General features: G+C 67.9%; 20 protein-coding genes. 9 read left to right on the forward strand and 11 right to left on the reverse strand.

Going from position 1 to position 16084, the window contains the following annotated elements; genetic code table 11:
• Positions 1-54: 54 nt before the first annotated feature.
• The 3 genes from AB0C30_RS50820 (at position 55) to AB0C30_RS50830 (ending at position 2253) form a co-directional block, all read left to right on the forward strand.
• Positions 55-579, forward strand: coding sequence for a hypothetical protein (locus tag AB0C30_RS50820; RefSeq protein WP_357958034.1), 525 nt, complete (start codon positions 55-57; stop codon positions 577-579).
• Positions 580-675: 96 nt separating this feature from the next.
• On the forward strand, positions 676-1194 hold the full coding sequence (locus AB0C30_RS50825) for a hypothetical protein (protein ID WP_357958036.1): 519 nt from the start codon (positions 676-678) through the stop codon (positions 1192-1194).
• 198 nt (positions 1195-1392) lie between these two features.
• A complete protein-coding gene (locus AB0C30_RS50830) occupies positions 1393-2253 on the forward strand; it encodes an NBR1-Ig-like domain-containing protein (protein WP_357958038.1) in 861 nt (286 codons plus the stop codon).
• A 181-nt stretch (positions 2254-2434) separates the two neighbouring features.
• On the opposite strand, the gene AB0C30_RS50835 is transcribed toward AB0C30_RS50830, so the two are convergent.
• Together AB0C30_RS50835 and AB0C30_RS50840 are read right to left on the reverse strand one after the other, a co-directional pair.
• Positions 2435-3274, reverse strand: coding sequence for an alpha/beta fold hydrolase (locus tag AB0C30_RS50835; RefSeq protein WP_357958040.1), 840 nt, complete (start codon positions 3272-3274; stop codon positions 2435-2437).
• Entirely contained in the window at positions 3271-4419 is a 1149-nt protein-coding gene (locus AB0C30_RS50840) for an LLM class flavin-dependent oxidoreductase (RefSeq protein WP_357958292.1), read from the reverse strand. The genes AB0C30_RS50835 and AB0C30_RS50840 overlap by 4 nt, the downstream gene beginning before the upstream one ends.
• 30 nt (positions 4420-4449) lie before the next feature.
• Between AB0C30_RS50840 and AB0C30_RS50845 the strand changes: the two genes are divergently transcribed.
• The 3 genes from AB0C30_RS50845 to AB0C30_RS50855 all read left to right on the forward strand — a co-directional run bounded on the left by AB0C30_RS50845 (position 4450) and on the right by AB0C30_RS50855 (position 5932).
• On the forward strand, positions 4450-4884 hold the full coding sequence (locus AB0C30_RS50845) for an organic hydroperoxide resistance protein (RefSeq protein WP_357958042.1): 435 nt from the start codon (positions 4450-4452) through the stop codon (positions 4882-4884).
• A 144-nt stretch (positions 4885-5028) separates the two neighbouring features.
• Positions 5029-5184, forward strand: coding sequence for a transposase (locus tag AB0C30_RS50850; protein WP_357958043.1), 156 nt, complete (start codon positions 5029-5031; stop codon positions 5182-5184).
• An 82-nt stretch (positions 5185-5266) separates the two neighbouring features.
• Entirely contained in the window at positions 5267-5932 is a 666-nt protein-coding gene (locus AB0C30_RS50855) for a tetratricopeptide repeat protein (RefSeq protein ID WP_357958045.1), read from the forward strand.
• Between the two features lie 200 nt (positions 5933-6132).
• Here AB0C30_RS50855 and cysS read toward each other — a convergent pair whose 3' ends face one another.
• Both cysS and AB0C30_RS50865 read right to left on the reverse strand, forming a co-directional pair.
• Positions 6133-7524 (reverse strand): cysteine--tRNA ligase, encoded by a 1392-nt coding sequence (gene cysS, locus AB0C30_RS50860; protein ID WP_357958047.1) that lies wholly within the window; start codon positions 7522-7524, stop codon positions 6133-6135.
• A 43-nt stretch (positions 7525-7567) separates the two neighbouring features.
• Positions 7568-7954 (reverse strand): PPOX class F420-dependent oxidoreductase, encoded by a 387-nt coding sequence (locus AB0C30_RS50865; protein WP_357958049.1) that lies wholly within the window; start codon positions 7952-7954, stop codon positions 7568-7570.
• A gap of 52 nt (positions 7955-8006) precedes the next feature.
• Between AB0C30_RS50865 and AB0C30_RS50870 the strand changes: the two genes are divergently transcribed.
• Positions 8007-9752 carry a DUF2637 domain-containing protein gene (locus tag AB0C30_RS50870; protein WP_357958051.1) on the forward strand — a complete coding sequence of 582 codons (1746 nt, stop codon included), beginning with the start codon at positions 8007-8009 and terminating at the stop codon, positions 9750-9752.
• A 127-nt stretch (positions 9753-9879) separates the two neighbouring features.
• On the opposite strand, the gene AB0C30_RS50875 is transcribed toward AB0C30_RS50870, so the two are convergent.
• From AB0C30_RS50875 to AB0C30_RS50890, 4 genes are all read right to left on the reverse strand, one after another.
• Entirely contained in the window at positions 9880-10155 is a 276-nt protein-coding gene (locus tag AB0C30_RS50875; protein WP_225294225.1) for a GlsB/YeaQ/YmgE family stress response membrane protein, read from the reverse strand.
• A gap of 94 nt (positions 10156-10249) precedes the next feature.
• Positions 10250-10537 carry a GlsB/YeaQ/YmgE family stress response membrane protein gene (locus AB0C30_RS50880; protein ID WP_357958053.1) on the reverse strand — a complete coding sequence of 96 codons (288 nt, stop codon included), beginning with the start codon at positions 10535-10537 and terminating at the stop codon, positions 10250-10252.
• A gap of 229 nt (positions 10538-10766) precedes the next feature.
• Positions 10767-11222, reverse strand: coding sequence for a 2-C-methyl-D-erythritol 2,4-cyclodiphosphate synthase (gene ispF / locus AB0C30_RS50885; protein WP_357958055.1), 456 nt, complete (start codon positions 11220-11222; stop codon positions 10767-10769).
• 17 nt (positions 11223-11239) lie between these two features.
• Positions 11240-11722, reverse strand: a complete 483-nt coding sequence (locus AB0C30_RS50890) for a CarD family transcriptional regulator (RefSeq protein WP_043624891.1) — start codon at positions 11720-11722, stop codon at positions 11240-11242.
• Between the two features lie 241 nt (positions 11723-11963).
• Here AB0C30_RS50890 and AB0C30_RS50895 point away from each other — a divergent pair, with 241 nt between their 5' ends.
• A complete protein-coding gene (locus AB0C30_RS50895; RefSeq protein WP_357958057.1) occupies positions 11964-12545 on the forward strand; it encodes a copper chaperone PCu(A)C in 582 nt (193 codons plus the stop codon).
• 60 nt (positions 12546-12605) lie between these two features.
• Here the strand turns inward: AB0C30_RS50895 and AB0C30_RS50900 are convergent, their stop codons facing one another.
• Positions 12606-13298, reverse strand: coding sequence for a response regulator transcription factor (locus tag AB0C30_RS50900; RefSeq protein ID WP_225294233.1), 693 nt, complete (start codon positions 13296-13298; stop codon positions 12606-12608).
• Positions 13295-14473, reverse strand: coding sequence for an ATP-binding protein (locus tag AB0C30_RS50905; protein WP_357958059.1), 1179 nt, complete (start codon positions 14471-14473; stop codon positions 13295-13297). Before AB0C30_RS50905 ends, AB0C30_RS50900 begins: the two co-directional genes overlap by 4 nt.
• Before the next feature lie 123 nt (positions 14474-14596).
• Here AB0C30_RS50905 and phoU point away from each other — a divergent pair, with 123 nt between their 5' ends.
• On the forward strand, positions 14597-15247 hold the full coding sequence (phoU, locus tag AB0C30_RS50910) for a phosphate signaling complex protein PhoU (RefSeq protein ID WP_357958061.1): 651 nt from the start codon (positions 14597-14599) through the stop codon (positions 15245-15247).
• A gap of 47 nt (positions 15248-15294) precedes the next feature.
• Here the strand turns inward: phoU and AB0C30_RS50915 are convergent, their stop codons facing one another.
• Positions 15295-16038 carry a phosphoglyceromutase gene (locus tag AB0C30_RS50915; protein WP_357958063.1) on the reverse strand — a complete coding sequence of 248 codons (744 nt, stop codon included), beginning with the start codon at positions 16036-16038 and terminating at the stop codon, positions 15295-15297.
• Positions 16039-16084: the final 46 nt, after the last annotated feature.

Genomic DNA, 16084 nt, shown 5'->3' on the forward strand with positions numbered 1-16084 from the left:
GATCGGAGACTCCCGAGTCGGAAAGTGCAGAGGATTTCTTTGAAAGGAGATCCGATGATCGGACGAAAAGGGATTACAGGAGCGGCTCTCGTCGTCGGGCTGACGGCCGGGCTTATGGCGGGGTCGTCAGCGTCGGCGCAGGCGGGGCAGGGCGTCACCGCTGTCTCGGACAGCTCGGCCGTCCTGGCAGCACCGGGCTGGTCGGCCAAGTCGTACCTGGGGATCAGTTACCACGACCGTTGCAAGGGCTGGCAACGGATAAAGACCCCGTACAGGAGCGGCGCTTACATCACGACCAGCAGGCAGGTCCACTGCGAGAAGGGCGAGTGGGGCCGCCGGGCCGTGGTCAAGACGAGCCTCCAGCAGTATCGCGGCCTCGGTTTCTGGCGGACGAAGGCCACCTCGGAGGTGAAGAAGGGAAGGGAGGCGTTCACCGTGACGACGACACCTTCGTGGAAGTGCTCCGGCGGTAGCCAGCTCTACCGGAACCAGACCAAGGTGCATCTCTACTCCCTCCTGCGTGGCAGCGAAGTGGCCACCCTGTACAAGCGGTCGCAGGAGCGTCGGATCCGGTGTTGATCCCGGGCTGGGACGGGGACGTAGCTCGGCCGGACTTCGGCCCTTGGCGCTCGCGAGAGCGCCAAGGGCGTCTTCTTCCGAAGGAGTGAGCGGCGGATGGGATCGCCTGAGAGAAGGCATGTCCCGGCGTGGCGTGTGATCGTCGGCGGGATCGTGCCGGCCGCCGTGGCTTTCGTGCTGTGGGCGACGGTCTCGGTGGCGGAGGAGAAACCGTACGAGGACGTCAAAAGGCAGTACATCGCCGCCGTAGACGCGGTGTGTGAGGAAGCCTCCCGACAGTCGGATCTCCGCGAGGAGCCATCCGCGAACCTGCGCGAGGAGGTGGACGAACTGCGCCGCGCGTCGGAGTCGATGACCAGCACCATCGCCGCGATAGAAGCGATCGCGCCGCCCGGTGGTGACGTCCCGCGGGTGCGGGAGAGGTTTTACGTGCCCGCCAGGGCGCTGGTCGCGAGCCTGCGCGAACTCAGCGGAAGCGCGGAGACGGCGATGCGCACAGGCAGGGAGGGCGAGGCGAAGAAGGCGGTGGAACAGTCCTTGGAACCGGACGAGAACGAGAAGGCGCTGCGATCCTTCGCGGCGGAGTACGGCTTCCGGGCATGCGCGGGCGAATGACCACGCCCCCGAGTAGACCGCAGAATTCCGGACTTATTTGGACAATTCAGGTAATCTCATTTGCTCTCAGGTGTCACAGGCCATGTCGGAGTCGTCGGCACGGCCGGATGACGGCGCCGGACAGGGCAGGTGAAGATGCCGGAATTACCAGGGACATCAGGCTCGCAGGGGGACGAGCCTGGCCCGCTGCGGACGGGCATGGGATCGCGGCCTGGGCGAAAGCCGGTCCGGCTGGACCCGGCCGCGAGCCCGGTGGCGGCCCTCGCGTATCGACTGTCGGAGCTCAAGGCGGAGGCGGGCGACCCGTCCTACGCGGAGATGTCGACCCGCATGGGCGCGGCGGCCTCGAAGTCCTCGCTGGCGGCCGCCGCCCGGGGGCAGGTACTCCCGACCTGGGAGACAACGTGGGAGTTCGTCCGGGTCCTCGCCGTCGACCGGCTGAAGCAGGACGCCGCGGAGGCCAGGCGCGAGTGGCGAGCCCACTGGGAGCAGGCCGCGAGCGCCGCACGTAGCGAGACCATCGAGGACCGTACGGGTCACGACCAGACCTACGCTGGGCAGGCGGAGCACCTCGAACGCCGAGCCCGGCCTCTCCTTGCCAGAAGGCTGGCCATGATCGCGGCGGTGGCGTCCGCCGGTGCCGCCCTCTTCACCTGGCTCGCCCCACTCTCCGGAAAGAACAAGCCCACCACGTCGGCCACCCCCGCTCAGGCTGCCTCCTCCTACGACGATTCCGCCTTCGAGCAGGACGTCACCCATCCGGACGGCACGGTGGTGAAGACGGGGACGGAGTTCACGAAGATCTGGCGGATCAGGAACACCGGCACCATCCCATGGCGGGGACGCTTTCTCACCCGGCTGAACGACACCCCGTGCCGCGCCCCCAAACGGGTCGAGATCCGCGTGGTCCAGCCGGGCGAGCCCGTCGACATCGCGGTACGCGTCCGCGCATCGGACTCCCCCGGCAGATGCAAGATCTACTGGAAGATGACCGACGAGACCGGGACTCAGCTGCTGTCCGCCAAGAAGCCGATCTTCCTGGACGTGGTCGTCGGCTGATCCCCTCTCGAAGCAGGTCTTGGCCGGGTCGAGGGACCGGCCTGTCACATCCGCCTCGGCACACCCACCGCGCGGGTTGGGGGTGGCTCGAACGCCCGCGGCTTTGCCCGGTAACTCCAGGTGATGACGGTGCTCAAGAGCGGGCGACGCGGTTGAGTACGTCGTGGATCAGGGCGACCACTCACACTACGAAATCACCCGCACGAGCCCTCAGAAGTACGGCAGTGACAGCACCCGGATCGGTGAGCGGCACATCATGTGGCCCGTCCAGCGCGACGGTTCGATAGCCGACCGCCTCGGCGAACCTGTCGAAGGCGAAGGTCTGCGGTCGGCAGTAGGCCCCTGTCCCAGGGATCCGATCGACGGCCCCGGTCAGGCGCGTGCCTTCGGTGAAGGTACGCAGCGGCTGCGGACGCAACCGCTCCTGAAGCCACGCGGCGTCGGCCGGATCGGTGATGCCGAAGAGCGCCGGCGCGGGAGCGGGCACCTGCCAGCCATCGGCCGAAGCCTGAACGAACTTCACGAACCCTTCGGGAGCAAGGCTGAGCAGGCTGTCCCCGTCCGTCCCGGCCCAGCCCTCCACCATGATCACATGGTCAACGCGTTCGGGACGGAGGTCGGCTGCCTGCCGTACCACCAAGCCCCCGTAACTGTGCCCAACCAGCACAACACCGCTGCCAGAGCGGACATCGATCTCTCGACGGCTCTCGGCCTCGACCCCAGCCTCAGTCCCGGTCTCGGCTCTAGCCCTAGCCCTAGCCCCGGCCCTGGCTCCAGCCTCGGTCTCGACCCCGGCTCCGGCGCCCTTGATCTCGGCGCCTTTGGTGTCGGCGCCGATCTCGGCTCCGGCAGCGTCGATTGCGGCGACGACCTGTGCCACATGATCATGCAGACCCACGTCGCGGCCGTACACGAGGTCAGGAACGACAGTGCGCGCTCCCGCGCGTTCGAGCAAGGGAACGACGCGATCCCACGCCCAGGGACCATGCCAAGCACCGGAAACCAGAACAAAGGTGGTCATGGACGGATCTCCGCGCGAAGCCGCGGCAGCACCCGGTCGGCGAACTCCTCCAACGCCGCGCGATGGTCATCGACGGCGAACCGGATCACCACGTGCCGCACCCCGGCTGAGGCGTACGCGCTCAACCAATCGACCGCATCGGCAGCGGATCCGGCGAACGTGGCCTGAATGGACTCGATGAACTCGAGCGGCGCGTTGTAGTAGCGCTCAATACTGGTCCGCAGACGGCCTCGCGCCCGCTCAGGGTCATCATCGAGACAGACCGTCGCGTACAGCGCAGGCGTGATCACGCGCACTCCCTCACCCGCAGCAGGCCCCACCAGGGAGTCCGCCTCACCCACGGCAGACCCCGCCAGAGGTTCCACCTCACTCACGGCAGGCTCCACCACAGATGCGGCCTCGCCGGACGCAGGACCGCCCAGACGTGCCACCTCCTGGACCACGCCCCATTCATGGGCGTACGTCTCACTTGTCGGTGGATACGGCAACCACCCATCGGCCAGTCGTGCCACGCGCCGCAGCGCTGCCGCGCCGCTTCCCGCCAGCCAGATCGGCGGCCCCCCGACCTGCGCGGGCTTGGGTTCCAGCACCACATCTTGGAAGTCGAAATGCGCGCCCTGGTGCGACACCGCCCCGCCGCCGGCCCACAGTCGCCGCATCACGTCGATCGACTCTTCGGTACGGCTGACCCGGCGCTTGAACGCGATGCCGAGCGCGTCGAACTGTGCCTCGGTGTTGGGATGCGGGAATCCGGCGCCCATCCCGGCAATGAGGCGCCCGTCGGCGATCCGGTCCAGCGTGGCCAGTTGGTGGGCCAGCAGGATCGGATGACGCAAGGCGGGCAGGAGCACGGCCGTGCCGAGCGTCACCCGTTCCGTCGTGGCGGCCACCGCGGACAGGAGCATCAGCGGATCCGCGCGGTGCCGGGTCACCGGGCTGTCGCCGGCCCAGACGGAGTCGAAGCCGAGGCTCTCAGCCAGTCGCGCCTGCTCGACCAGCGCGGACGGCTCCCGATCTCCCAGAACGACCCAGTCACGTGTCGGCAGCAGATAGCCGACCTGAGGGCTCGTCATAGTTCCTCCAGCGAAGTGATCACGATCGGATCTTAAAGCATTGACTTCCTGTTTTTGAAGTCTACGATTCACTTTCAAGAAGACGATGGTAAGGACTCCGACATGACGAAACCGCTCTATACCGCGCAGGCACAGGTGACCGGTGGCCGGGTACACGGGCACGGCCGCTCCAGCGACGGGATGCTGGATGTGAACCTGCGCCAGCCGAAAGAACTGGGTGGCGATGGTGATGGGACGAACCCGGAGCAGCTGTTCGCGGTCGGCTATGCCGCCTGCTTCTCCGCTGTCCTGACGATGCTCGGGCAACGGCAGGGGTTGGAGGCTGGGGACGCGGCGGTGGACTCCAAGGTCATGCTGATCCCGAACGCCAACGGCACGTTCAAGCTCGGGGTCGAGTTGGACGTCACGCTGCCCTCGATCGAGGACCCGGCGCAGGCCGCCGGTCTGGTGCGCACCGCGCACCAGGTGTGCCCGTACTCCAACGCCACACGCGGCAACATCGACGTCGCCCTGTCAGTGAATGGCTCCACACTCTGAGGTGAACACGCAGCCACGAGTCCAACGTGCCAGCTCAACGCCAGGCTCGCCGAGCAACGACCTCTGAGCTGCCCTGGGTTGGGTGGAGGCTCTGGTGTGCCCTGGCTTGGGTGGAGGTGGATTTCTGGGTTCTTGTGCCACTTGATGAGTGGAAAGTGGCATGGGACGACGGGGCTACCCGCCGGAGTTCCGGCGCAAGGTGCTGGATTACTCGAAGCGGGCCGCACGGTTACCGAGTTGGCCCGCGACTTGGACATCAGCACCCATACGATCTACACCTGGCGGGGGCCCATTGCCTGACACGGTCTCGCTTGACGCACGGCTCGATCTTGTGGCGGCTATCGATGTACCGTGTCGTCGACGCCGGGACGGGGTGAGCGGGATGCATGCGGAAGAACGTATCGAGCGGGCCAGGGTGGCATACGAACGCGCTGTCTACGCCGGCGAGACCGCTGGGCTGGCAGGAGCGGAGCGGGAGCTGGACAAGGTCGAGGCTGATCTTGCCTTGGCTCGGGGCCGGATCCTGCACGCGCGGTTTCTCGAAGACCGGCAGGAGGTCACGCATGAGTTGGCCTTGTTCGAGCGTGCGACGCAGCTGTATCGAATGCTCGGCGATCTACCCGGCCTGGCCGAGTCGCTGTTCTGGGTGGGCTGTTTTCATCAGGTCGTACGGGGTGACACCCGTACGGCCATCCCGCTGTTCGAGCAGTCGTACGAATTGGCGACGCAGGCCGGAGATCGGTTCACCCAGTCCGAGGTGCTTCGGCATCTTGGGATCGCGGAGCATTCTGCCGGTCGGTTGGAGGCCGCGCGGGAGCGGCTGGAGGAATCGATACGGCTGCGCCGTGAGATAGGGCTGTTGGCTGGAGTCGCGGCCAATCAGGTCGGGCTGATCTACATCGCTGCCGCGGAAAACCGCACTAGCGACGCGCTGGCGCTGGCGGACGAGGCGTACGCCACCGCGGCGGACTGCGGCGCCGAACGCATCATGCGCCAGGTCGAGGAAGCGCGCACGCAGATCACGGTGCCAGCCGCCGATCAGGGCTAGACCCACGACCAGAGTGAATCCTGAGCCGCTCAACCTTCGATGACACGAGCTCGCGGATCACCGCGGGCGGTGGTCACCGCAGCCTGTGGGTGACCACAGGCCGTGAGCGGTGACCACAGGCCGTGAGCGGTCACCGCAGCCTGTGGGTGCGGTGACCGCCGACCGGTTACCGGAGCCAGTGGGTCGGCCACGGCGGGATCCTAGTGGGACAGCTCCCAGCGAGCCCCGTGCGGCGTGTCCTCCACCGTGATCCCCGCCGCCGTCAGCTGGTCCCTGATCGCGTCAGCCGCCTCATAGTCCCTGCGCGCCCGAGCAGCCTTACGCTGCTCCAGCGCCACGGCCACCAGCGCGTCGACCACCGGCTTGAGGTCGGACTTCGCCGAGCGCCACTGCGCCGAGCGCGGGTCGAGGCCCAGCACGTCGAGCATGTTCTGGGTCTCGGCCAGCAGGCGTGCCACCGCTTCCTTGTCGCCCCTGGCCAGCGCAACGTTGCCCTCGCGGACCACCTCGTGCACGACGGCGAGGGCCTGCGGGGTGCCCAGGTCGTCGTCGAGCGCGTCGCTGAACGCCTGCGGCAGTGGAGCGTCGGCGTCGACGTCGTGGATCACTTCGGCGGCCCGGGTCACGAAGCCCTCGATGCGCTGGTAGGCGGCCGCGGCCTCCCGCAGCGCCTCCTCCGAGTAGTCGATCGACGAGCGGTAGTGCGGTGCGGCGAGGTAGTAGCGCAGCTCCACCGGGCGCACCTTCTGCACCATCTCCGGGATCAGCAGCGAGTTGCCGAGCGACTTGCTCATCTTCTCGGCGCCGATCTTGACCAGGCCGTTGTGCATCCAGTAGTGGGAGAAGTCGTCTCCGGCCGCCTGGGACTGGGCGAGCTCGTTTTCGTGGTGCGGGAAGATCAGGTCGAGCCCGCCACCGTGGATGTCGAACACCGGCCCGAGGTATTTGGTGGCCATCGCCGAGCACTCCAGGTGCCAGCCGGGACGGCCGAGGCCCCACGGGGTCGGCCAGGTCGGCTCGCCGGGCTTGGCGCCCTTCCAGAGGGCGAAGTCGCGCGGGTCGCGCTTGCACGACTCGTCGTCGGTGTCGGCCGCCGCACGCATGTTGGCCAGCTTCTGGTTGGACAGCGTGCCGTAGCGGTCCTCGTAGGAGACGACGTCGAAGTAGACGTCGCCGCCCGACGCGTAGGCGTGGCCGCGGTCGATGAGCCGCTGCATCAGGACGATCATCTCGGGCACGTGACCGGTCGCGCGGGGCTCGACGGTCGGGGGCAGGCAGCCGAGAGTGTCGTACGCCCAAGTGAAGGCGCGCTGGTTGCGCTCGGCGACCGTGAACCAGGGGACGTCCTCTTCGGCGGCCACCCGGATGATCTTGTCGTCGATGTCCGTGACGTTGCGGCAGAACGTCACGTCATATCCGGAACGCATGAGCCAGCGGCGCAGCACGTCGAAGTTGACGCCCGAGCGGATGTGCCCGACGTGCGGGGGAGCCTGCACGGTCGCCCCACACAGGTAGATCGACGCCCGGCCGGCTTCGACCGGAACGAATTCGCGGATGGCGCGTGCGCTGGTGTCGTAGATGTGCAGGCTCACGAAAGAAAGGCTAACGCCTAAGCCGACATCACAGGTCCTTTAATCACGCACGCATGATGACCTTCTCTGGGCTTATGCGGACAATTAGCCGCTCGACTCCTGGCTTGTCCTCCCAGGGCTTACCGGTGTACTTCAGCGAGAGCTCCTGGATGAGGTCGCCCGCGGGGTCCTCCTCCATGGTCACGCGACCACGGACCTCGGCGTAGCGGTAGGGGTTCGCCGGGTCGATGACGAGCAGGCTGGCCCGGGGATCGCGCTCGAAGTTGCGTGGCTTGCGCCGCCCCTTGGCGGTGGAGAAGAGGACGTCGTCGCCGTCCGTACGCACCCACACGACTGTCGACTGAGGTCCGCCGTCGGGATTGATGCTGGTCACCGTCGCGTAATTGGGCCCGTCGAACAGCTCGCGCACGTCCCCCGAGAGCTCGGTCATGTATCTCCCTTGATCGGTCCTGCCCCCCATTCTTCTGTAGGCTCGAACCGCCATGGACGTGACTCCCCCTTCTACGCTCCGACGCCTGGGCATCGCCCTCGCCGGTCTCGCGGTGGCCGGCCTGACGGCAGTCGCCTGCGTGCTCTCCTTCGACGACCTGCGGGCGCTGGCCATCCGCGGCGAATCCCGACCCGACCTCGCCTTCCTCTATCCGGCCGGCTTCGACGCGCTCCTGGTCGTCGCGCTGATCGGCGTCCTCCTGCTGCGCTCGACCCGCCTGCTGGTACGCGCCCAGGCGGCGGTCGTGCTGGTCCTGCTCATCGTGGCCGCCGCCGCGTCGAACGCCGCGACGGCGCTCCAGGTCCAGCTCGACGTACGGCCTCTCGCGGTGGGGGTGGCGGTCGCGCCGTGGATCATGCTGGCGATCGCCCTCTGGCTGTGGTTGCTGCTCATCAAGCACGTCCAGGCCCGCAGGACGTCCACAGACGACGATGACGACGGTACGGCGGAGCAGGACATCGTGCCCTTCCACCGAAACCGCCCCGCCGAGGACCCGCCGCCGCTGACCAAGCCGCTGCACCACCCCGTGCTGGAGACCACCCCGGTCATCGGTCCCACGCCCGCCCCGGAAACCCCGCCCATCTCCGCCCGCGTGACCCACTGGCCCGCCGCCCCCGCACAGGATGCGGACGCCGAACCGACACAGCTGCCGCTACGCAGCCCGGAACCGACCGCCGAGTGGCCCAACCAGCAGGAGAAGGCCCAAGAGCCGACCCCCAGGCTCGAGTGGGCCCACCGGTCAGAGCGCGACCCGGAGTCAGAGTCGGAGGCGGGCCTCCGTATCCACTCGGACGGACGGACGGAGCCAGGCGGACGTGGTGAACCCGGCGGACACGCCGAGCTAGATGTACGCGATGAGCCCGGCGGGCGCACCGAGCGAGGTGCCAGCGCTGAGCCGGGCGTCCACACTGAGCCCGACGTACAACCCGAGCCCGACGTACAACCCGAGCCCGACGGACGCCCCGAGCCCGGCGGGCGCACTGAGTCCGGCGGGCGCACTGAGTCCGGCGGACGTACCGAGTCCAGCGGACGTACCGCGCCGGGCGATCGGACCGAGCCGCAAGTCGCCGACACGCCCGAGCGGACGGCGAAGCTCCGCCGTGGCCTGCGCAAGCGTGCTCAGGAACCCGCCGACGAAGAGCCCCAAGACACGGCACCGGCCCTGCCTGTCCCGGAACCCGAGCCATCCCCAGAGCCCGAGCCAATCCCGGCTCCTGAGCCGGCTCCCAAGCCCGTGCCGACCTCTGAGCCCGTGTCAGCCTCCGAGCCCGTGTCAGCCTCTGAGCCGAGCGCCGAGCCACAGCCGACCCCGGAGGCGGGCAACGAGCAGAAGCGTCCGGTGCGCTGGGGCGATCGGGTCAAGCCGACCGACGTCCTCGTCCACCCCCGCACCCCCGTCGTCACCGACCGGGACACCGACACCCAACCGGTCCGGGTCTTCAGCGACATCCCAGCCACACCTCCCCGCGCCAGACCTGCCAAAGCCGCTGAAACCGCCGAAGCCGCCGATGCCGCCGAACAGGCCGAAACCAGGGCCGGAGCCGCCGAACAGGCCGAAGCGGGGCACAACCCCGACCCCGACCACGGCCCGGAAGTCGCCGACCCCGCCGAGTCCGCCACCGCCCGTACCCGCTCACTCCAGGACCGCGCCCTTGAGGACACCGCCCCTCACCCGGTCGTAGAAGACGACGCCCCCTCGGGCCGGCTCCGCAGCACCCCCCTCCCACCCGAGGACTGAGCGGGCCCAGCAGAATCCCGCCCAGCGCAGCAGAAGACCCGCCCGGTGTAAGTACCGGGCGGGTCTTCGCGTACCGTTCCGCGCCGAAGGGGGTTCGGCACAGTCGCGGAACTGCCTAAGCCATCGTCTAAACGCTCCTACCACTGCCCCGCCGCAGCCCTGCCACGAGCCCGACACCCACAATGGCCAGAACGACCTGCATGACGAGTTCGATCCAGTCGATGCCATTGGTGGTGGCGACGCCGAGCACCTGCGCGATGAGCGTGCCCACAAGGGCGGCGACGATACCGACGACGATGGTGAGGATCCACCCGATGGCCTGCCTGCCGGGAAGCAGCAGACGACCGAGGGCGCCGATCACGGCGCCGATCACGATGGCGCCAAGGATGGACTGGATTGTCATGACCAAACCTCCCAGTGAGGGTGAGCCGTTCACTCTCGAGGGAGATCAGTACCCGGCCACGCGCGAATATGCGTAGGTGCTGGGAAACGCCAGGTCAGATCGGCGTTCCTCCGGTTCGGCCGGTTTTTCCGGCGCTCACCCTGGCTACGATGAGGACCCCGATGACGGCCAGGGCGAGTTGGATGATGTGCTCCAGCCAGTCGATGCCCCGGGTGTCGGCCCAGCCGAACGCCTGAGCGATGAGCGTGCCGAGCAGAGCCGCCACGATGCCGACGATCAGCGTCAGGCCGATGGACATGTTCTGCTTACCGGGCACTATCAACCGGGCCAGTGCCCCGACAATGGCGCCGATGACGACTGCGGAAACAATCGCGCCGATCATGTGTAGCTCCCCCCGAAGACGTTCCACATGTCTTCAGAAGGACTTACCCGACATATCGGGAAAGTACCCTCGGGAAGGCGGCGATCCGTACCGCGCCAGTAACGGACCGCCGCCCCCGTTCGCTCGGCGGGCCGGAGGCAGCGCCCGCCGGGATACCCTCAACGGATCCCGTAAGAAGACGCCGCAGTGCCAGTAAAGGTTGACGAACCGCCTTGAACGACGAACAGAACTAAGAGACAACGAGTGCCGTCGCGATGGCCGCGACCCCTTCGCCCCGCCCGGTCAGCCCCAGCCCGTCCGTAGTGGTCGCGCTGAGGCTCACAGGCGCCCCCAGAGCGGCGCTGAGCGCCTTCTCGGCCTCCGTACGGCGCGGCGCGAGCTTGGGCCGGTTACCGATGATCTGGACCGCGACATTGCCGATCTCGAAGCCCGCGGAACGTACCTGGCGCGCGGTCTCCTCCAGCAGCGTGACACCCGAGGCGCCCGCCCAGCGCGGGTCGGCGGTGCCGAACAGGCCACCGAGATCGCCGAGCCCGGCGGCGGACAGCAGCGCGTCGCAAGCCGCGTGCGCGGCGGCATCGCCGTCGGAGTGGCCCGCGAGCCCGACCTCGCCCGGCCAGTGCAGGCCGGCGAGATGCAGGTCTCGCCCTGAAACGAACGGGTGGACGTCGACCCCGACGCCCACCCGTGGAAGCTTCGTGTTCAGGAGTTGAGAACCTCGTCGAGCAAGGCCTCCGCCTTGTCCTCATTGGTCTTCTCGGCGAGGGCCAGCTCACTCACCAAGATCTGACGGGCCTTGGCGAGCATGCGCTTCTCACCGGCGGACAGGCCGCGCTCGCGGTCCCTCCGCCACAGGTCCCGGACCACCTCGGCGACCTTGTTGACATCGCCGGACGCGAGCTTCTCCAGATTGGCCTTATAGCGCCGAGACCAGTTGGTCGGTTCCTCGGTGTGCGGCATCCGAAGAACATCGAAAACCCGCTCTAGGCCTTCCTGGCCGACAACATCGCGCACGCCGACGAGTTCTGCGTTTTCTGCTGGCACCTGGACGGTAAGGTCGCCCTTGTCGACCTTGAGCACCAGGTAGGTCTTTTCCTCACCCTTGATGGATCGCTTCGTGATTGCTTCGATCCGAGCAGCCCCATGGTGGGGGTAGACGACAGTGTCGCCGACCTGGAAAGTCATGTGACAAGTACCCCTTCCGCTGTACTCCAGAGTACCACGCATCCACAGGCTCCCGGAACAGTGAAATCATCATAACTGCAGGTCAAAGCGGCATATTGGGGGTTGACAAGGCGTCAACTCTATGAATCGCATATGCGCGCATAGCTAATGACCTGCAGGGGTGCGGATATGACCATGGATTCGGGTGGATATGGTGGGCGCTGCCCAACATGCATGCGCAAGACCCTAGGAGAACCCGCTCGTGACCCGCCGTCGCTGGATTGTCGCCGCTGCCGCGTTCCTGGCCGCCCCCGTGCTCGCCGGCTGTTCGGCTGGATTCGACGCAGACACCAACAAGCCGTACGCCCCCAATGAGGCCGGAGTCCTCTTCGATCAGGCCAAGAACTACGGCACGCATGGCATCCACATCCCCCAGGCGTTCATCCTCGGCCCCGACTCCGGCGCACAACTCGTCTACGGCGGCTCCGCCCCGGTCTACCTGAACATCCTCAACACCAACGGCGCCCCTGACACTCTCACGGCGGTCAACGCCGGCACCATGGCCACCGCGAAGGTGACCACGCCGATCCAGCTGCCGAGCAACCAGCTCGTCAACACCGGCAAGCCGAGCCCGCAGATCATGCTGGAGGGCATCTCCAAGGGCCTCAGGGGCGGCGAGAGCATCCGGCTGGACCTCCAGTTCGCCAACGCCGGGATCGTGTCCATGAACGTCCCTGTGGTCACGCGCAGCCGCGAGTTCAAGGACTACCCGCCGGCGCCCAACGCGACCGCCGCGCCGACGCCTACGCCCTCGGCCACCGCCGCGGCCGAAGGGGAGCACTGACCCCAAGAGAAAGCCCCGGTCCGGCACAAGAGGTACGTGCCGAACCGGGGCTTAACTCTGTCAGCTCTCCAGCGCGTCGAACTTGTAGCCCAGCCCGCGCACGGTCAGAATGCAGCGCGGGTTGGACGGGTCTGATTCGATCTTGGCGCGCAGCCGCTTGACGTGAACGTCGAGCGTCTTGGTGTCTCCCACATAGTCGGCGCCCCACACCCGGTCGATGAGCTGCCCCCGGGTGAGCACCCGCCCGGCGTTGCGCAGCAGCACCTCCAGGAGCTCGAACTCCTTCAGCGGCAGCTGCACCTGGTCACCGCGTACGGCCACCACGTGCCTGTCGACGTCCATGCGCACGGGACCCACCGCCAGCACCGCGGACTCCAGCTCCTCCACCGCGTCGCCCTGGCGGCGCAGTACGGCGCGGATGCGGGCGACGAGCTCGCGCGAGGAGAACGGCTTGGTGACGTAGTCGTCGGCGCCCAACTCCAGGCCCACGACCTTGTCGATCTCGCTGTCCTTGGCGGTCAGCATGATGACCGGCACCTTGGAGCGCTGCCGCAGCGAGCGGCATACCTCGGTGCCCGGCAGTCCGGGCAGCATCAGGTCGAGCAGCACCAGGTCGGCGCCGCTCCGGTCGAACGTGTCGAGCGCCTCCGGCCCGGTCGCCGCGACGGAGACCTCGAAGCCTTCTTTGCGGAGCATGTACGACAAGGCGTCGGAGAATGACTCTTCATCCTCGACCACGAGAACTCGGGTCATTTTGCGGCCTCCAGGGTGTTCGGGGGTGGTACGACCACCGCGGTGCCGCCGAATGCGGGCAGCCGCAGCGTGAATGTGGAGCCGGAGCCTTCCTTGCTCCAGACGGAGACCTCGCCGGCGTGCGCCGCGGCGACGTGCTTGACGATCGCGAGGCCGAGCCCGGTGCCGCCGGTCGCCCGGGACCTGGCCGCGTCGACGCGGAAGAAGCGTTCGAAGATGCGCTCCAGCGACTCTTCTGGAATGCCGATGCCCTGGTCGCTGACGCTGATCTCGACGGAGTCGCCGGCCGGTCTGACGCTGACGACGACCCGGGTGTGTTCGGGGCTGTAGGCGACGGCGTTGTCGATGAGGTTGCGCAGGGCGGTGACGAGCAGTTCGTCGTCCCCCCAGATGCGCAGACCCTCCGTGCCGCCGGTGACGAGCGTGATGTCCTTGGCGATGGCCCTGGTGTTGCAGTGGTCTATGGCGTCGTGGATGGATTCGTCGATCGAGACCTGGCCGGGGGTGGGGATGGGCTCGGCGCCCTGGATCCGGCTCAACGTGATCAGGTCCTGCACGAGGTAGTTGAGCCGGGCGGCCTCGTGCTGCATGCGCCCGGCGAACCTGGTGACGGCCTCGGGATCGTCCGCGGCGTCCTGGATGGTCTCGGCGAGCAGGCTCAGCGCGCCGACGGGGGTCTTGAGCTCGTGGCTGACGTTCGCCACGAAGTCGCGGCGGACGGCCTCGACCCTGCGCCGCTCGGTCTGGTCCTCGGCGAGCACCAGCACCTGGCCGTGCGAGCCGAGCGGGGCCACCCGGACCGCGAAGTTCGTGATCTCCTGGCCGAACTTGTGCCCCGCGACGTCGATCTCGCTCTCGCGGATCTCGCCGTCCCGGCGTACCTGCCGGGCCAGGGCGAGAAGCTCGGCGGCCATCAGCCGATCGCCCTTGACCAGCCCGAACGCGCGGGCGGCCGAGCTGGCCCGCAGCACGCGGTCGTGCGCGTCGAGCACGACGGCGGACGAGGGAAGCACGGCCAGCACCGAGGCGACACCCTGCGGCAAGGCGCCGGTCTCCTGGTCGCCGGCCGTCGCGGCCCTGTGCGAGGACTCGATCTGGTTGCGGTAGAACAGGACCGCCAGCGCTCCCACGACGAACCCCGCCAGGGCCGTCAAGCTCATGGCCATCTCACTCATGCTTTCGATGGTAGGTGGCCTTCTTCAAGTGACAGCCCTTCCACCTGGGGATGAACGGCTCTTTCCGGGAAAGTTCATCTCGCGGTAGGAGTTCGTTCATCAAGAGCGACGTACGGTGACGGCATGCGCGACGCGTACCATGAAGAACTCGATTCCCTGACTGACAAGCTGGTCGAGATGACCAGACTGGTCCGCTCGGCCATTTCCAGTGCCACCACGGCCCTGCTCGACTCCGACCTCCAGCTCGCGGAGAGCGTGATCTCCAGAGACGCGGAGGTGAACGCGACGTTCGAGCAGCTCGAGGCGTCCATCTTCGAGCTGATGGCCAGGCAGCAGCCGGTGGCCGTGGACCTTCGGATGGTCATCACGGCCCTGCGGATGGGCACGGACCTGGAGCGCATGGGCGACCTGGCGGTGCACGTGGCCAAGGTCGCGCGGCTGCGCCACCCCGAGACGGCCATCCCGGCGGAGGTGCGGCCCACGATCGTGCAGATGGGTCAGATCGCCGAGACCCTGGTCACGAAGGCGGGCGGCTGCATCGCCTCGCACGACGTGGAGTCGGCGCTGGAGCTGGAGGCCGACGACGACGCCATGGACAAGCTGCACCGGCGGCTGTTCAGGAACATCCTGGCCAAGGACTGGCCGCACGGCGTGGAGCCGGCGATCGACATCACGCTGATCGGCCGCTACTACGAGCGCTACGCCGACCACGCGGTCAATGTGGCCGGTGACGTCGTCTACCTGGTGACGGGCTCCCGCCCGACACCGAGCTGACCTGAGCCGATGACGGCGGGGCGCACGGTGCGCCCCGCCGTCGGCGTTCAGCGGCCCTGGTTGGCGACCGCCTCGATCGCCGCCTTCGCGGCCTCCGGGTCGAGGTATTCGCCGCCGCGCTGGAGCGGCTTGAACTCGGCGTCCAGCTCGTAGCGCAGCGGAATGCCCGTGGGGATGTTGAGCCCGGCGATCTCCTCGTCGGGGATGCCGTCGAGGTGCTTGACCAGCGCCCGCAGCGAGTTGCCGTGCGCCGCCACCAGCACGGTGCGCCCGGCCGCGAGATCCGGGACGATCTCGTCGTACCAGTAGGGCAGCATGCGGTCGACGACGTCCTTGAGGCACTCGGTGCGCGGCATGAGCTCGGGCGGCAGCAGGGCGTAGCGCGGGTCGCCCGCCTGGGAGTATTCGTCGCCGTCGGCGATCGGGGGCGGCGGGACGTCGAAGGAGCGCCGCCAGAGCATGAACTGCTCGTCGCCGAACTCCTCACGGGTCTGCGCCTTGTTCTTGCCCTGGAGGGCGCCGTAATGGCGCTCGTTGAGCCGCCACGAGCGCTTGACGGGCAGCCAGAGCAGGTCGGCCTCGCCGAGGGAGAGCTGGGCCGTCTGGATGGCCCTGGTGAGCAGGCTGGTGTGCACCACATCGGGGCGGACCCCGGCCTCCACCAGGAGCCTGCCGCCCCGGCGGGCCTCGTCCTCGCCCTTGGCCGAGAGGCTCACGTCCACCCATCCGGTGAACAGGCCTTTCGCGTTCCAGTCACTCTCGCCGTGCCGTAGCAGCACCAAAGTCGCCATGCGGGCAATCCTATGGCGGGCGTCAGCCGCCGGTCCGCGCCGTACC

This window comes from Nonomuraea sp. NPDC048901, from assembly GCF_040649695.1.
GTDB lineage: Bacteria > Actinomycetota > Actinomycetes > Streptosporangiales > Streptosporangiaceae > Nonomuraea.

What these genes read in the sequence shown, in the direction of transcription:
- AB0C30_RS50845 (WP_357958042.1), top strand. Translation starts at nt 4,450, where the DNA reads ATGACGAAACCGCTCTATACCGCGCAGGCACAGGTGACCGGTGGCCGG.
- AB0C30_RS50825 (WP_357958036.1), top strand. Translation starts at nt 676, where the DNA reads ATGGGATCGCCTGAGAGAAGGCATGTCCCGGCGTGGCGTGTGATCGTC.
- AB0C30_RS50870 (WP_357958051.1), top strand. Translation starts at nt 8,007, where the DNA reads ATGGACGTGACTCCCCCTTCTACGCTCCGACGCCTGGGCATCGCCCTC.
- AB0C30_RS50865 (WP_357958049.1), bottom strand. Translation starts at nt 7,954, where the DNA reads ATGACCGAGCTCTCGGGGGACGTGCGCGAGCTGTTCGACGGGCCCAAT.
- AB0C30_RS50850 (WP_357958043.1), top strand. Translation starts at nt 5,029, where the DNA reads ATGAGTGGAAAGTGGCATGGGACGACGGGGCTACCCGCCGGAGTTCCG.
- AB0C30_RS50855 (WP_357958045.1), top strand. Translation starts at nt 5,267, where the DNA reads ATGCATGCGGAAGAACGTATCGAGCGGGCCAGGGTGGCATACGAACGC.
- AB0C30_RS50915 (WP_357958063.1), bottom strand. Translation starts at nt 16,038, where the DNA reads ATGGCGACTTTGGTGCTGCTACGGCACGGCGAGAGTGACTGGAACGCG.
- AB0C30_RS50835 (WP_357958040.1), bottom strand. Translation starts at nt 3,274, where the DNA reads ATGACCACCTTTGTTCTGGTTTCCGGTGCTTGGCATGGTCCCTGGGCG.
- phoU (WP_357958061.1), top strand. Translation starts at nt 14,597, where the DNA reads ATGCGCGACGCGTACCATGAAGAACTCGATTCCCTGACTGACAAGCTG.
- AB0C30_RS50880 (WP_357958053.1), bottom strand. Translation starts at nt 10,537, where the DNA reads ATGATCGGCGCGATTGTTTCCGCAGTCGTCATCGGCGCCATTGTCGGG.
- AB0C30_RS50890 (WP_043624891.1), bottom strand. Translation starts at nt 11,722, where the DNA reads ATGACTTTCCAGGTCGGCGACACTGTCGTCTACCCCCACCATGGGGCT.
- AB0C30_RS50820 (WP_357958034.1), top strand. Translation starts at nt 55, where the DNA reads ATGATCGGACGAAAAGGGATTACAGGAGCGGCTCTCGTCGTCGGGCTG.
- AB0C30_RS50875 (WP_225294225.1), bottom strand. Translation starts at nt 10,155, where the DNA reads ATGACAATCCAGTCCATCCTTGGCGCCATCGTGATCGGCGCCGTGATC.
- AB0C30_RS50830 (WP_357958038.1), top strand. Translation starts at nt 1,393, where the DNA reads ATGGGATCGCGGCCTGGGCGAAAGCCGGTCCGGCTGGACCCGGCCGCG.
- AB0C30_RS50900 (WP_225294233.1), bottom strand. Translation starts at nt 13,298, where the DNA reads ATGACCCGAGTTCTCGTGGTCGAGGATGAAGAGTCATTCTCCGACGCC.
- AB0C30_RS50905 (WP_357958059.1), bottom strand. Translation starts at nt 14,473, where the DNA reads ATGAGTGAGATGGCCATGAGCTTGACGGCCCTGGCGGGGTTCGTCGTG.